The sequence below is a fragment of the Bradyrhizobium barranii subsp. barranii genome, assembly GCF_017565645.3.
Classification (GTDB): Bacteria; Pseudomonadota; Alphaproteobacteria; order Rhizobiales; family Xanthobacteraceae; genus Bradyrhizobium; species Bradyrhizobium barranii.
The window spans coordinates 8,855,107-8,871,588 of the sequence record NZ_CP086136.1; the positions used below are offsets into that span (position 1 = coordinate 8,855,107).

Consider the following 16,482-nt stretch of genomic DNA (forward strand, 5'->3'; position numbering starts at 1 on the left):
GTCCTGCCTGACCGGCTACTGCTGTTCAGCGGCGCTGACGGCGATCATCAGGTGGGGGAGTTTCAAGTGACCATACCCGGGGGATTTTGACCGACCCACGGGGCGGGCTGATGCGGGACCCGAGCGGTGTGGTCGTTAAGGATCCCGACATGGCCGTGCAAGGGCGGCTCGGTCTCGTCTTCCAGTTATTCCTGCAGCTGCGCAGCGTTGCCAAGGTCATGCGAGCGTTGAACGAGCGTGACCTGGAACTGCCGCGTCGTGATCGATATGGCGATTTGTGCTGGACGCGCGCGACGCTGGCTGCCGTCGCGGCGATCTTGAAGAACCCCGCATACGCGGGCGCCTTTGTCTATGGACGAACCCGCTTCCGGCCGCCGAAGCGGGAGGGGGCCCTGCCACAAAAGGCTCCGCGGCCGATGGAGGAGTGGCGGATCGTCGTTAAAGATCGATATCCAGCCTATATCGACTGGCCAATTTATGAAAAAATCCGATCCGTCATCAGAGATAACCGAGCCGAATACATGCGCATCAAAACCCGCGGCGCGCCTCGCAATGGCGAGCTCCTGCTCCACGGCATTGCCTGGTGCGCACGATGTGGCCATAAGATGTACGTCCGCTACAAGGGCGGCGGCGAATATGTATGCAATCACCTGCGTACCCAGGAAGGTCAGCCAACCTGCCAACACATCCGCGCCGCCCATATCGATGCAGCCGTTGGCGACGCATTCCTAACCGCACTAGCGCCGGCCGAACTCGATGCCTTGTCGCGCTCCCGCCGGGTGCAGCAGCAGACGAACAATGCGCTACGCTCCAGTGCAGAACGAGAGCTCGAGCGCAAGCGATACACGGCGGCGCTCGCCGAACGGCAGTTCAACCGAGCTGATCCAGATAATCGGTTGGTCGCCTCGGAACTCGAGCGTCGATGGGAAGCGGCGCTAAACGACGTGCGCGCCGCCGAAGAGGCGCTTGCCCGACAGACGCCGCCCAAAGCCATCACACAAGTGGCCATAAGCAAGGAGCTCAACGACAAGGTCATCAGCCTCACCGGCCGCCTCCCGCAGATATGGGGTGACGAGACTATCTCGGATGCGCATCGCAAGGCGTTGTTGCGATGTCTCATCGAAAAGGTCGTTCTCGACCGCGGTGAGCGCGACTTGGCCCTGGCTAGGATCGTCTGGCGGGGAGGCGCCGTGACGGAGCTCGAAGTGAAGATGAGCGTCAACTCCGTCACCAGATTGACGCGAGGCACAGAGATGCGGGAACGCCTTCTGACGCTCGCTCGCGACGGCGTCCCAGACGACAAGATCGCCACAATCCTTACTCGGGAAGGTCACCGCTCTCCCCGTTGCGCCGATAAGGTGCTGCCTATCACCGTTGGGCGGCTCCGTCGTGCCGCCGCCATCAAGGTAACTGCCCAGCGCAGCCGATGGGAGCATGACGACTCATACCTCAGCCCGCCCGAACTGGCCCGAAGGCTCGAGATTCCAGTAAACTGGCTCTATGTTCAGATCCGAACCAAGCGTTTGCTAATTGATCGCCAGCCCAGCGGCGCCTATCTCTTCCCGAATACACCATCCGTTCTTCACGCCATCGGAGACCTTCGAAACCACGTCATCGCGCAACTTGATCTAAGAATCTGTCAGCCTAACAAGGAGGGGCATCAACATGGGTGATCGAACAGCGCTTCGAACTGCACGCGCGTCAGATGCATGACGCCGTCGCTGATCTGCGGCCACTCGAAACGACCATCGCGGCCAAGGCGCTTGTAGACCAAAACGAGGCCCGTGCCGTCCCATAGCAAAATCTTCAGCCGGTCGGCGCGCTTCGAACGAAAAACCACGATCAGGCCCGAATGCGGATCGAGCCCAAGCGTGTTTTGCACAAGACCGGCCAGCGCGTCGTGCCCGCACCGGAAGTCAACAGGACGCACAGCAAGCACAATCCGCAGTCCCTGCGCCGGAATGATCATGCGCCGCGCTCGATCGCAGTCACGATCTCCGCGATCCGCACCGCCGACACGTCCGCATCCAGGCGGACCGAAACCTTGCCAATCGTAATCTCGACGGGCCCCTCGCTCTTGCCTGACGCCACTGGATCGCTCAGCTCGATCGACACGAAATCCGCCGCGTCGTCCGTGACCAATGCGAGCCGGCCAGCACGCGCCAATCTGCGCCACGTCGTCAACTGCTGGGCCTTCACACCATAACGCCGTGCGACATCACATACCCGGGCGTCGGGCTTCATGCTCTCGAAAACAGCGCGCCCCTTGATCTCCGCAGACCATAACCGGCCTCCAGAACGCGTCCGGCGCGTAAGCTTCCCCACAAAGCCATCAGCTTCGGCTTCCTCCCCCGATTGTTCCATCGCCTTCAGTCTCCTCTCGGCTCTCTGACAAGCCAAGGATCGCAGAGCGAAAGCCGAAGCGAAACCAGTCAATCAAATGGGAGAAAAGCTCCGCTTACAAAATACGGGGGCTTGCCTTCGATTTACAATTTGCAACTTGCCCGATCGCTCCGGCTTCGCTTGAATGTCCTCATGCGGGGCTGGACTGTGATCGTGCTTCTGGGCCTTACAGCCATAGGAGCTTATTCCGTCGGCCGTCAGGACGGGCGACCCTCTACTTCTGCGCCTGCAATGGTAGCGCAGCTAACCAGCCCCCCAGCAAGTCCGCTCGCGCTAACGGCGGTGCCGGGCAGCCCTTCGCAGCCGCAAGCTTCCAAGACTGCTCCGCCCGGCCCGCGTGGCGCCACCGCAATACCCAAGACACCGCAAGATCCCGCCCCACAGCAAACCGACACAAAACGCAAGATCGAAGTTGCGCTGACCGCCGCGGCCATCGCCGCGATCCTGATTAAGGCCAGCCGGGATCAATATCACGCAACCGGCAGACCCTGCGCCTGCCCGGATGACACGATGCGCAATGGCCGGGCATGCGGCAGCAGAAGCGCCTATTCGCGGCCGGGCGGCGCGGCACCGCTGTGCTACCTGGGTGATGTTACGACAGCAATGATAGACGAGTATCGAAAAAAGATAACTCGATAGTTGTTGTGGGGCGGGGCTGGTTCAGTTCAGCGATTTCTTCACTGGGGGGTTGCGCTCCTCGCCTTAGCCGTTGCGGCGACGACACTAGCAGGATGCATCACAACATCCATACAAAAGGTATGCAGGCCGGGACCTTCCGTCCGAACCGGTCAATCGGATAGCCGCTTACGTCGCGGGCCCCCGCTCTAGTTTCTAGCATTCAGGCGACTATCTCAGAGGAAGGAAGAAAGCCGGCGTCGTTGCTGAAGATGGGTTGGTGTTGTTCCACCAATGCGGACGTACACCATGCAGAAATTCGTCAGGGGCTTGCGACCAACAACATTGATGGCGTGCTAGTCCTGAACGTCGGTGACACTGCGGTCCAGCAGCAGTATGCTGGACCGATCTTGAGTGGCCCGTATTCAGGTCCCTCCACCACGAACGGGACTATCAACACATTCGGGCACGTGTCGTCGTCAGCGTCGCTGAATGGAACATCGTCGGGTACGATTACCCGCAACATCTACTCCCGGTCTGTCTTGTGGGATGGATATTTGGGGCTAGTCTAGAAACGAAACTTCGAACCTGAGCCTTCGGAGAAATTCTTTGAGCCTATTCAAGAGTGCCGATTAGGGCCGTTGAAATAGCATGAGCGAGAACTTGGCGGTTTTCTGGGTTGCTCACCATTGTCGCGTGGTTGCCTGGAACAGGTACCGCATGAATGGCCCCCGCATCGACGACAAGGTCCCAGCCAAGCTTTGGCAGGTTTGCATCGCGACCAGATTGCTTGTCAGGCGGTACCCAACGATTAAGAGGCTCACTGGCATAAAACTGGTATATTTCAATTGGGAGCGACGGAATGCGATACGATTGTAGCGCCCGTTGAAATGCCGCGGCCCTTTGATACATCGAGACGTCACTGTGAAGATCGTGATCTGGAGCTAACGCTCCTGTTTGCTGCGCCTTTTCGAGCAACTCAGAGATGGAACATTGTTCCGTGTCGCGTTCTAAAACCTCGCGATATTCATCGCGCAAGGTTCCACAACGATCCAAAACAAACTCTCGCGCCAAATTCTTCAGTGATGCGTTCGAAGAAGCCCCAGGTAGACTGACATCGATGAAGGCCATGAACGACACAACTTCATCACTACTCAGTAATCGCTCGGCAATTGCATAAGCCAGGATTGCACCTGATGAGTATCCAGCAAAGCGGTATGGGCCACGTGGCTGGATCTGTTTAATCGCAACAATCACCTCCGCGGCCATCGCCTCAAAAGTCGGTGGACGAACGTCATCGAAAGGTGGCCATGGCAGAGCGTAGACTGAGCAGTCTGCATCCATTTCCGCCGCCAAACCGAGGACATACGAACAATCTCCAAAGCCTGACGGGACAAAGAAGAGCGGTGGTTGCGATCCGTTCGGTCGAACGGAAATCACCGCCGAGTTACTGGGCTGCACTTGCAAACAAATCTGCGATGCGAGTTCCTTCAGAACAGGTGCGCGGAAGAGGTCGGTGGCGCTAAAACTCAACCCAAGATTTGATGCTCGACCGAGCATCTGCACGGCCAAGAGCGAGTAGCCGCCCAGTTCGAAGAAGTGGTCGTTGCGCCCGATGCGCTCGACACCAAGGAGCTCGGCCCAGATCTGCGCCAGCGCCGTCTCGACCTCACCTTGCGGTAACTGGTAGGCCGCCAGCGCATAGGCCTGATCGGACGGCGCCGGCAGTGCGTTCCGATCGAGCTTGCCGTTCACCGTCAGCGGAAGCGCGGCCAGCCGCACGAACGCACTCGGCACCATGTAGTCCGGCAGTCGCGCACTTAAGTGCGCGCGCAAGGCGCCCGCAAGCGCGCCTCCACCGCCCTCATCCGAGCCGGCCTCGGGCGCGCAGACCACATAGGCGATCAGATGCTTGTGGCCGCCGCCGTTCTGGCGCGCCAGCACCACCGCCTCGCGCACCCAGGCGTGCTCGCAAAGCCGCGCGACGATCTCACCCGGCTCGATGCGGTAGCCGCGAATCTTCACCTGATCGTCGTTGCGGCCCAGGAACTCAAGATTGCCGTCCGGCAGATAACGGGCAAGGTCGCCGGTCCGGTACAGCCGATCGCCCTCGACAAAGGGACTGGCGATGAACCGCTCGGCGGTCAGCTCAGGGCGGTTGAGGTAGCCCCGCGCCACCCCCGCCCCGCCAATGTAAAGCTCGCCCACCGCACCGAACGGCACGGGCGCGCCATGGCCATCCAGCAGGTACACCCGCGTGTTGGCAATTGGGCGCCCGATCGGGACCACCGACCCATTGAAATCAGCCGGGCAAGTCCAGATCGTCGCGCAGACTGTTGCCTCGGTCGGGCCATAAGCATTGACCATTGATGCTGGGGCCAGACTTCGGATGAGTTCAGGCTTAGGCAGCTCTCCGGCAAGAATGAGAACTTGCGCAGCCAAACGTTCCGGATCCTTGCTCGTCTGAAGCAACGCTGGGGGTAGTGTCGCGTGGGTGATGGCTTCGCTTCGGAGATAATCCGATAGCTTGTTCCTCGCTTGACGGATCTCTTCCGCAGGCAAGTGCAAAGCCGCTCCGGAGCCAAACGCCATAAGAAGCTCCCAAGCGCTTGCATCAAAAGCGATGGAGGCGAACTGCACGACTCGGCTGTTGGAAGAAGCGCCAAAGAGGCCGACCTGAGCCGACAGCAGATTGACCAACCCCCGATGCTGGACCATGACCCCCTTTGGGGTTCCGCTTGAGCCTGAGGTGTAGATCACATAAGCGAGATGGCCGGATGTGAGGCCAAGCGTGTGCCGGTCTGGGTTCGAAGCCGGCCGTTCGGCCCAGGCGGGCGTGGCCGTCTCCAGATCAATGACCGTCACCTCGGTCAGCACTTCGGGGCCGAGTGCTGCGCGACCGACGACGTCGCATAGCAGCAGCCGCGGCGCGGCATCGTTGACAACCTGACGCAGCCGCTCGCTGGGATAGGCTGGGTCCAGCGGCAGATAGGCACCGCCCGCCTTCAGGATCGCCAAGATGCCAACCATCATCATCAGGCTGCGTTCGAGGCAGATTGCCACCGGCTGGTCCGGCTTGACCCCAAGCTCGATCAGAAGATGCGCCAGCCGGTTGGCCCGCGCGTTGAGCTCGCCATAGCTCAGCCGCTCGTTTTCGCAGACCAGCGCCACCGCCTCCGGCGCCTTTTGCACCTGCGCCTCGAACAGCTCATGGACGCACTGCTCTGTTGGATAGGCCTCTTCCGTCCGGTTCAGATCCTCCAGCAGATAGGTGCGCTCCTCAGCCGGCAAGATGTCGAGCTCGCGTACCGGCGTATCCGGGGCATGCTCCAGCGCCTCTGCCAGCTGCTCGAGCGACCGCTGCATGTAGCCGCAGATCCGATCCGCCGAGATTGGCTCCGCCACCTGCACAGTGAGGCCCAGCGCCTCGCCAAAATCCTCAACCGACAGGGTCAGCGGATAGTTAGTGCGTTCCTCCCCGCCCAGCCATTCCATACCCGACAAGACATCATCCGTCCCGGAGCCGGGCACAGCCGGCGCCTTGTTGTGACGATAGTTCAACAGCGTGCTGAACAGCGGCGCCGACGCCGCAATAGCGCTGCAGCGCTGCGCCAGCGCCAGCGAGGCATGCTCATGTGTCAGCAGCTCGGCCAGCCGGGCGTGCGTGGTCCGCACGCTCGCCTCGACGGCGGTCCCATCAAGATCAAGCCGCAGCGGCAGGGTGTTGATGAACAGTCCCATGGCGCGGTCGGCGCCGGCGCTGCCCTGCAGGCGGCCCAGCAGCACCGTGCCGAACACCACCTGCTCGCGGCCGCTGCTGCGCGCCACCACCTGCCCCCACGCCAGATGGCACAGGCTCGCCAGACTCACGCCCAGCCGCCGCGCCTGTTCCGCCAGCCGCGCATGGAGCGCTGGCGGCAGCATCCGATACGCCTCACGAACCCCGCCGCCGTCGCCGCGCACCTCGCTCAAGTTGAAGGGCGTGGTCGGCTCGTCGATGCCGGCCAGCAGCTCCCGGAAGAACGCTTCATCCGCCTTGGCGTCACCGCGTAGATGCGCCTGCGCCACCAGATTGCGGAATGGCTGCGGCGCCGTCAGCTCATGCTCGCGCCCCTCCAGCTTGGCCCGGACTTCAGCATGCATCACGTCCCGGGTTGCGTGATCCCCGATCAGATGATGCTGCAGCTCCAGCAACAGCCAGCGCGCGCTGCCGGGCTCGCGCGCAATCACAAACCGCAGCAGTGGCGCCCGGCCGAGCTCGATGCGGTGCCGGCGCGGATCAAACCGGTTCCTGAGCTGCTCAGCGCCAGCGCCATCAGCGCCATCCAGCTGGACCTCGATCACCTCCAGTCGCGCCTTCCGCCACACCACCTGGACCGGCCGCGACAACCCCTCCCAGACAAACGAGGTACGCAGGATGTCATGCCGATCTACCACCCGCTGGATCGCGGCAAGATAGCGCGCGAGCAGCCCACGCTCGGCAAACGCCATCTGCGACACCAGGAGGTATGGATCGCCCTTTGCCGCTAGCAAATGATGGAACAGGATGCCGTCCTGCAGCGGCGACAGACCGTAAATGTCCTGGATGTTGCAAACCCCGCCGGGTACCGTGGCGATGATCCGGTCGATCTCGTCCTGCGCGAGCTCGATCAGCGGCAACATCTCCGGCGTTATCGCCACGCTCCGCTCGGTGATCAGGTTGGCCGGGACTGCCACCTCGTGATGGCGGCCCAGGCGTGCGGCCAGATCCGCGAGCACTGGCTTGACGAACAAGGTGCGCACCTCGATGCGCAGTGACCGCCGCCGCAGATGCTCCATCATCTGCACCGCCAAGAGCGAGTGCCCTCCCAGTTCGAAGAAGTTGTCGTGCCGTCCGACCCGCTCCAGCCCCAGCAGCTCGGCCCAGATCTGCGCCAGCACCGTCTCCATCTCGCCCTGAGGCGGCGCGTAGGTCCGCCGCGCATATGCCTCGTCGCCCGGGGCCGGTAGCGCTTTTCGATCGAGCTTGCCGTTCAGCGTCAGCGGAAGCGCCGCCAGCCGCACGAACGCACTCGGGACCATGTAGTCCGGCAGCCCCGCACTCACATGCGCCCGCAAACCGCCGGCAAGATCAGATTCCTCAGCTCCGGCGGCAACGACATACGCAACGAGCCGCTGCTCGCCGCCACCATCCTCGCGCGCCACCACCACCGCCTCGCGCACGGAGGCATGCTCGCAAAGCCGCGCCGCAATCTCGCCCGGTTCGATGCGGAAGCCGCGAATCTTTACCTGGTCGTCGTTGCGCCCTAAAAACTCCAGATTGCCGTCCGGCAGGTAGCGCGCCAGGTCGCCGGTCCGGTACAGCCGGTCGCCCTCGACAAAGGGACTGGGGATGAACCGCTCCGCGGTCAGCTCAGGGCGGTTCAGGTAGCCCCGCGCCACCCCCGCCCCGCCAATGCAGAGCTCGCCCACCGCACCGAACGGCACAGGCGCGCCATGACCATCCAGCAAGTAGACCCGCGTGTTGGCAATAGGGCGGCCAATCGGGACGATGGCCTCATCAAACTCAGCCGGGCAGCTCCAGGATGTCACGTCGATCGCGGCTTCAGTCGGACCGTAAAGATTGTGCAGGGCCGTCCAGGGCAATACGCGCCGAACCCTATACACACTGGCGGCAGGGAGCGCCTCGCCGCTGCATAAAACCTGCCGCAGCGATGTGCAGCGGTCAACACTCTTCGCATCCAAAAAGCTGACCAGCATGGATGGCACGAAGTGAACCGTCGTGATGCGCTGGCTGACGATCAAGTCGACCAACGTATCGGGATCTCTGTGCGCACCGGGCGGCGCCAGTACCAGCGTTGCCCCTTCAAGCAAAGTCCAAAAGAACTCCCAGGCCGAGACATCGAAGCTAAATGGCGTCTTCTGCAACACGACGTCTGTTGGTTTCAGACCATAGACGTCCTGCATCCAGATCAGGCGATTAACGATAGCCCGATGCTCATTCTGTGCCCCTTTTGGCCTGCCGGTGGATCCCGAGGTGTAGATCACATAGGCGAGATTGCGGGAGGTCAGGCTGAGCGCGCGCCGATCAGGATCCGCTTCCGGCAGGCTGGCCCAGGCCGGCGCCGCAGCATCGAGCTCCACCACGCTCACCTTGGCCGGCACATCCGCGCCGAAGGCGGCACGGCCGGCCACATCGGCCAGCAGCAGCGGCGGCGCCGCATCGTCGAGCACCTGATGCAGCCGCGCCGACGGATAGGCCGGATCCAGCGGCATATACGACCCGCCGGCCTTGAGGATCGCCAAAAGCCCCACCACCATCATCGGACTGCGCTCGACGCAGATCGCAACCGGCTGGTCCGGCCTGACCCCGAGGGCGATCAAGTGATGCGCCAGGCGGTTGGCCCGCACATTGAGCTCGGCATAGCTCAGTTGCTCATCTTCGCAGACCACCGCCACCGCATCCGGCGCCTTGTGCACCTGCACTTCAAACAGCTCGTGGATGCACCGCTCCGCAGGATACGGCGCCGCCGTCCGGTTCAGCTCCTCCAGCAGATACGTGCGCTCGGCAGTCGAGAGCAGCTCAATCCGGTGGACCTCTTGCTGCGCATCGGCTGCCATCGCCCGCAGCAGCGCCAGCAGATAACCACGCTGCCGCTCGATCGTCGCCTGATCAAACAGCGCCGTGGCATAACCCAGCGTTCCGGCGATCTCCTCGCCATGCTCGCCAAGGCTCAGCTCCAGATCGAACTTGGCCTGATCAATCTCCTCCCCGGCAGCTTCGACACTCAGCCCCGGCAGGTCCAATGGCCCAACCGCATTGTTCTCCCAGGCCAGCATCACCTGGAACAACGGTGTGTGATCAAGAGCCCGGGGCGGCTGCACGATCTCCACCACCTGCTCGAACGGCAGGTCCTGATGCTCCTGCGCAGCCAGCACCGTGCGCCGCGTCCGCTCCAGAAGCTCCGACACGCGCGGCTTGCCCGACAGGTCCAGCCGAAGCGCCAGAGTGTTGACGAAGAAGCCGATCAGCTCTTCGATCTCGCGGTGCCCCCGATTGGCGCTCGGCACGCCAATCACAAGATCGTCCTGCCCGGACAGACGCGACAGCACCGCCGCCCAGGCCGCCAGCACCGTCATGAACAACGTCGAGCCATGCTGCAGGCTCAGCCGCTTCAGCTCCCGCGTCAAATCCGCATCGACGGTGATCGGGACCGCGGCCGCGGCAAACGACTGCTGGGCAGGCCGCGCATGGTCCGTCGGCAAGACAAGACGGGCTGTGCCCGCCAGCGCGCTGCGCCAATACTGCGCCTGCTGCTGCAACCGTTCCCCCGACAGCCATTGGCGTTGCCAGGCGGCGTAATCCGGATATTGGATCGCAAGCGGCGGCAGAGGATCGTCCTGCCCGGCCTGGAATGCCCGGTAGAGCTGGCTAAGTTCACGCAGCAGCACGCCCATCGACCAACCGTCCGAGACGATGTGATGCTGGGTCAGCAGGAAGACGTGTTCCTCGTCGGCGGTGCGGATCAGCCGACCGCGGATCAGCGGACCGCGCGCAAGATCGAATGGCGTGCGCCCCTCTTCATGGCACAGATCCAAAAATGCCGATTCCGCATCCGATCTCTCCCGCAGATCATGCTCAACTATTGGCAGACCCGCGTCCGGCGGCAAAACCTCAACCCGGGGCTTGCCCTGGGTCGCGACAAACACACTGCGCAGCGCCTCATGACGTGCAAACAGACGGTTAAGGCTGCGCTGCCAGGCGCTGCGGTCGAGCATCCCGCGCAATCGCAAGGCCAGCGGAATGTGATAGTTGGTGCTGCCTTCGTTCAGCTGAGCCAAAAACCATAGCCGCTGCTGCGCAAACGACAGCACAAGCGGCTCATGCCGCGACACGGCTGCAATCGACGGCAGCTCTTGCGGACCCGAGCAGCTCAACAGCTCGACGATGCTTGCCGCCAGGTCACTCAACACTGGCCTTGCGAACAGCGTCGACAGTGGCAGTTCGACCCCGACAGCCTGTGACAGCCGGCTCGACATCTGCACGGCCAAGAGCGAGTGGCCGCCCAGTTCGAAGAAGTGGTCGTTGCGCCCGATGCGCTCGACACCAAGGAGCTCGGCCCAGATCTGCGCCAGCGCCGTCTCGACCGCACCTTGCGGCGACTGGTAGGCCGCCAGCGCATAGGCCTGATCGGCCGGCGCCGGCAGCGCGTTCCGATCGAGCTTGCCGTTCACCGTCAGCGGAAGCGCGGCCAGCCGCACGAACGCACTCGGCACCATGTAGTCCGGCAGTCGCGCACTTAAGTGCGCGCGCAAGGCGCCCGCAAGCCCGCCTCCACCGCCCTCATCCGAGCCGGCTTCGGGCGCGCAGACCACATAGGCGATCAGATGCTTGTCACCGGCGTCGTTCTCGCGCGCCAGCACCACCGCCTCGCGCACCCAGGCGTGCTCGCAGAGCCGCGCGACGATCTCACCCGGCTCGATGCGGTAGCCGCGAATCTTCACCTGATCGTCGTTACGGCCCAGGAACTCAAGATTGCCGTCCGGCAGATAACGGGCAAGGTCGCCGGTCCGGTACAGCCGATCGCCCTCGACAAAGGGACTGGCGATGAACCGCTCCGCGGTCAGCTCAGGGCGGTTCAGGTAGCCCCGTGCCACCCCCGCCCCGCCAATGTAAAGCTCGCCGACCGCACCGAACGGCACGGGCGCGCCATGGCCATCCAGCAAGTACACCCGCGTGTTGGCAATTGGGCGCCCGATCGGGACCACCGCCCCATTGAAATCAGCCGGGCAAGGCCAGATCGTCGCGAAGGTCGTCGTCTCGGTCGGCCCGTAGCAGTTAATGAGACGTACGGGGCCCTTTTCCTTCAACAGTCTCAGAAACGAGGCAAGATCACCGCGCTCACCCCCACAGAGGAGGTGCTTCAGTTGCGCCAACGTCGGAGCAATCGTTGATGTACATTGGTTGAATAGTGCTGTTGTTAGAAACAGTGACGTCACCCGGTGCTGTTCAAGCGCCCGGGCAAAGCTAAGAGTATCCCTGACGGTGGCGGCATGCATGGCAAGAATGCAACCACCGTTAAGCAGCGGTGCCCATACTTCGAATGTGCTTGCGTCGAAGGCGGGATTGCCAGCCCATGCCACCCGATCTCCTGCATCGATCTTCACATACCCACTGTTGATCACGAGCCGGTTGACGGCACGATGAGGAACAACAACTCCTTTGGGAAGGCCAGTTGAGCCGGAGGTGTACATGACGTAAGCGGCAGTTTCAGCGCTCAACGCCAGCCCAGGATCGGAACTGCATCCCGTTCCAGCTATGAGCGGCTCAATAGCCAGAACAGGTATCGTCGCCTCAACCAGATCATCCCCAGAAAGCACCAAGCGTGCAGCACAATCGGCCATCAGCCCTTTTTGTCGCGCCGACGGGAGGGCGCGATCGATCGGTACATAAACGCCCCCGGCCTTCAGAATCGCCAGCTGCGCCACCACAAGAGCGACGGAGCGGTCCAGCACTGTGGCAACGCGATCCCCCGGCTTGATCCCAAGGGCGATCAGGTGATGCGCCAGGCGATTGGCCCGCGCATTGAGCTCGGCGTAGCTCAGCCGCTCATCTTCGCAGACCACCGCCACCGCATCCGGCGCCTTGTGCACCTGCACTTCAAACAGCTCGTGGATGCACCGCTCCGCAGGATACGGCGCCGCCGTCCGGTTCAGCTCCTCCAGCAGATACGTGCGCTCGGCAGTCGAGAGCAGCTCAATCCGGTGGACCTCTTGCTGCGCATCGGCTGCCATCGCCCGCAGCAGCGCCAGCAGATAACCACGCTGCCGCTCGATCGTCGCCTGATCAAACAGCGCCGTGGCATAACCCAGCGTTCCGGCGATCTCCTCGCCATGCTCGCCAAGGCTCAGCTCCAGATCGAACTTGGCCTGATCAATCTCCTCCCCGGCAGCTTCGACACTCAGCCCCGGCAGGTCCAATGGCCCAACCGCATTGTTCTCCCAGGCCAGCATCACCTGGAACAACGGTGTGTGATCAAGAGCCCGGGGCGGCTGCACGATCTCCACCACCTGCTCGAACGGCAGGTCCTGATGCTCCTGCGCAGCCAGCACCGTGCGCCGCGTCCGCTCCAGAAGCTCCGACACGCGCGGCTTGCCCGACAGGTCCAGCCGAAGCGCCAGAGTGTTGACGAAGAAGCCGATCAGCTCTTCGATCTCGCGGTGCCCCCGATTGGCGCTCGGCACGCCAATCACAAGATCGTCCTGCCCGGACAGACGCGACAGCACCGCCGCCCAGGCCGCCAGCACCGTCATGAACAACGTCGAGCCATGCTGCAGGCTCAGCCGCTTCAGCTCCCGCGTCAAATCCGCATCGACGGTGATCGGGACCGCGGCCGCGGCAAACGACTGCTGGGCAGGCCGCGCATGGTCCGTCGGCAAGACAAGACGGGCTGTGCCCGCCAGCGCGCTGCGCCAATACTGCGCCTGCTGCTGCAACCGTTCCCCCGACAGCCATTGGCGTTGCCAGGCGGCGTAATCCGGATATTGGATCGCAAGCGGCGGCAGAGGATCGTCCTGCCCGGCCTGGAATGCCCGGTAGAGCTGGCTAAGTTCACGCAGCAGCACGCCCATCGACCAACCGTCCGAGACGATGTGATGCTGGGTCAGCAGGAAGACGTGTTCCTCGTCGGCGGTGCGGATCAGCCGACCGCGGATCAGCGGACCGCGCGCAAGATCGAATGGCGTGCGCCCCTCTTCATGGCACAGATCCAAAAATGCCGATTCCGCATCCGATCTCTCCCGCAGATCATGCTCAACTATTGGCAGACCCGCGTCCGGCGGCAAAACCTCAACCCGGGGCTTGCCCTGGGTCGCGACAAACACACTGCGCAGCGCCTCATGACGTGCAAACAGACGGTTAAGGCTGCGCTGCCAGGCGCTGCGGTCGAGCATCCCGCGCAATCGCAAGGCCAGCGGAATGTGATAGTTGGTGCTGCCTTCGTTCAGCTGAGCCAAAAACCATAGCCGCTGCTGCGCAAACGACAGCACAAGCGGCTCATGCCGCGACACGGCTGCAATCGACGGCAGCTCTTGCGGACCCGAGCAGCTCAACAGCTCGACGATGCTTGCCGCCAGGTCACTCAACACTGGCCTTGCGAACAGCGTCGACAGTGGCAGTTCGACCCCGACAGCCTGTGACAGCCGGCTCGACATCTGCACGGCCAAGAGCGAGTGGCCGCCCAGTTCGAAGAAGTGGTCGTTGCGCCCGATGCGCTCGACACCAAGGAGCTCGGCCCAGATCTGCGCCAGCGCCGTCTCGACCGCACCTTGCGGCGACTGGTAGGCCGCCAGCGCATAGGCCTGATCGGCCGGCGCCGGCAGCGCGTTCCGATCGAGCTTGCCGTTCACCGTCAGCGGAAGCGCGGCCAGCCGCACGAACGCACTCGGCACCATGTAGTCCGGCAGTCGCGCACTTAAGTGCGCGCGCAAGGCGCCCGCAAGCCCGCCTCCACCGCCCTCATCCGAGCCGGCTTCGGGCGCGCAGACCACATAGGCGATCAGATGCTTGTCACCGGCGTCGTTCTCGCGCGCCAGCACCACCGCCTCGCGCACCCAGGCGTGCTCGCAGAGCCGCGCGACGATCTCACCCGGCTCGATGCGGTAGCCGCGAATCTTCACCTGATCGTCGTTACGGCCCAGGAACTCAAGATTGCCGTCCGGCAGATAACGGGCAAGGTCGCCGGTCCGGTACAGCCGATCGCCCTCGACAAAGGGACTGGCGATGAACCGCTCCGCGGTCAGCTCAGGGCGGTTCAGGTAGCCCCGTGCCACCCCCGCCCCGCCAATGTAAAGCTCGCCGACCGCACCGAACGGCACGGGCGCGCCATGGCCATCCAGCAGGTACACCCGCGTGTTGACGATTGGACGCCCGACGTGAGGCATCTGGGGCCAACATGACGGATCAGCTGCAAGGTGGTGCTCGGAAATGACGCTGATTTCCGTGGACCCATATTGATTGATCAATCTCGCGTTCGGATGTGCTTCGAAGAACGTCCTAAGCAGTGGAGTGGCCTGCAATCGCTCGCCGGCTGTATAAAGCTCTCTTAAAGAGGGCAGCTGCACGCGCTGCGCGCTCCAGACTTCCGCAAAATGATTCAATGCCACGAACGGGAGGAAAAGCCGCTCTATCGCCTCCCGCTCTATAAATTCCAGCAGGTCGGAGAAGTGCCTCCGGGTCTCTTCCCGCACGAGCACAAGCACTCCGCCGTCCTTCCAACAGATGAACAATTCCTGACAGGACACATCGAAGTTCAGGGTCGCGAATTGAAGTGTGCGCAGTTTTGACGTGCCAATCCCCGCAAGCGAATTCACAAGCGCGCCATGGGACATTTCCACGCCCTTGGGGATTCCGGTTGAGCCGGAGGTATAGATGACATAGGCGAGATGGCGCGATGAAAGGCCAAGCGCGCCCGGGTCCGGGTTCGAAGGCGGCCGCTCGCCCCAAGTCGGGGTCGCCGTCTCCAGATCGACCACCGTCACATCGGCCACGGCTTCGGCGCCCAATGCGGTTCGACCGGCGACATCGCAAAGCAGCAGTTTCGGTTCTGCATCGCCAACAATCTGCCGCAGCCGCGCCGACGGATAAGCCGGATCTAGCGGCAGATACGCGCCGCCCGCTTTCAGGATCGCCAAGAGACCAACTACCATCGCCAGGCTGCGTTCGAGGCAGATCGCCACCGGCTGGTCCGGCTTGACCCCGAGCTCGATCAAATGATGCGTCAGCCGGTTGGCCCGCGCATTGAGCTCGCCATAGCTCAGTCTCTCCTTCTCATAGACCACCGCCACCGCTTCCGGTGCCTTTTGCACCTGCGCCTCGAACAGCTCATGGATACATAGCTCAAACGGATAAGGCGCCGCCGTCCGATTCAAATCCTCAAGTAGATACGTGCGTTCGTCGGCGGCCAGAATGTCTATTCGGCCGACAGGCTGCCCAGCATCGGCCATCACGCCGCGTAACAAAGTTTGCAAATGCTGCGTCATGCGGTCGATCTGCTTCGGTGCTAATCGAGCGGCATCAAAATGCCAGCGGAAGCTCCCATCCAGAGCGCAAACCTCAAAGGTCAGCAAATCGCCGCACAAGGCATGCCCAGCTTTGTGGTTCGTCGTCAGAGCATCAGCGGCGTGACAGCTCTCTGTCGTGATTGCAATGCCAATCGGCCAAGGCTGGCGCGCCCGTAGCGCCACCACTCCTCGCAATGTCGGGCAGCGCGCTATAAGATCTCGGGCAAAGCTAGCGTGCGCCCTCAGCTGAGCGACTTCGGCCGCTACGGTTTTGCGTACTTCTTCAAAATCATGAGCAAGCTCAATGCGAACATCCATCGGCACGACGGAGGCCATCACGAGTTTGGAGCCGGTTTGCAATCGGTCCCATGCAGGCTTCCATCCCAGTTGAAACTCTTGTTGCCCCGTGATCCGAGCGAGATA

4 protein-coding genes are annotated in these 16,482 nt (G+C 62.7%); 1 reads left to right on the forward strand and 3 read right to left on the reverse strand.

The window, feature by feature from the left end; all coding sequences use genetic code 11:
* The first annotated feature begins 110 nt into the window (after window positions 1-110).
* On the forward strand, window positions 111-1,673 hold the full coding sequence (locus J4G43_RS43290) for a recombinase family protein (RefSeq protein ID WP_225005450.1): 1,563 nt from the start codon (window positions 111-113) through the stop codon (window positions 1,671-1,673).
* Here the strand turns inward: J4G43_RS43290 and tnpB are convergent.
* The 3 genes from tnpB to J4G43_RS43305 all read right to left on the reverse strand — a co-directional run bounded on the left by tnpB (window position 1,661) and on the right by J4G43_RS43305 (window position 16,395).
* On the reverse strand, window positions 1,661-1,969 hold the full coding sequence (gene tnpB / locus J4G43_RS43295) for an IS66 family insertion sequence element accessory protein TnpB (protein ID WP_060907863.1): 309 nt from the start codon (window positions 1,967-1,969) through the stop codon (window positions 1,661-1,663). The genes J4G43_RS43290 and tnpB overlap by 13 nt on opposite strands.
* On the reverse strand, window positions 1,966-2,364 hold the full coding sequence (locus tag J4G43_RS43300) for a transposase (protein ID WP_026192391.1): 399 nt from the start codon (window positions 2,362-2,364) through the stop codon (window positions 1,966-1,968). The genes tnpB and J4G43_RS43300 overlap by 4 nt, the downstream gene beginning before the upstream one ends.
* Window positions 2,365-3,633: 1,269 nt before the next feature.
* Window positions 3,634-16,395 (reverse strand): non-ribosomal peptide synthetase, encoded by a 12,762-nt coding sequence (locus J4G43_RS43305; protein WP_208088584.1) that lies wholly within the window; start codon window positions 16,393-16,395, stop codon window positions 3,634-3,636.
* Window positions 16,396-16,482 lie beyond the last annotated feature (87 nt).

Bases quoted from the DNA above. Each gene is read 5' to 3' on its own strand.
- J4G43_RS43290 (WP_225005450.1), top strand. From the start codon at position 111: ATGCGGGACCCGAGCGGTGTGGTCGTTAAGGATCCCGACATGGCCGTG.
- tnpB (WP_060907863.1), bottom strand. From the start codon at position 1,969: ATGATCATTCCGGCGCAGGGACTGCGGATTGTGCTTGCTGTGCGTCCT.
- J4G43_RS43300 (WP_026192391.1), bottom strand. From the start codon at position 2,364: ATGGAACAATCGGGGGAGGAAGCCGAAGCTGATGGCTTTGTGGGGAAG.
- J4G43_RS43305 (WP_208088584.1), bottom strand. From the start codon at position 16,395: ATGGCCTCCGTCGTGCCGATGGATGTTCGCATTGAGCTTGCTCATGAT.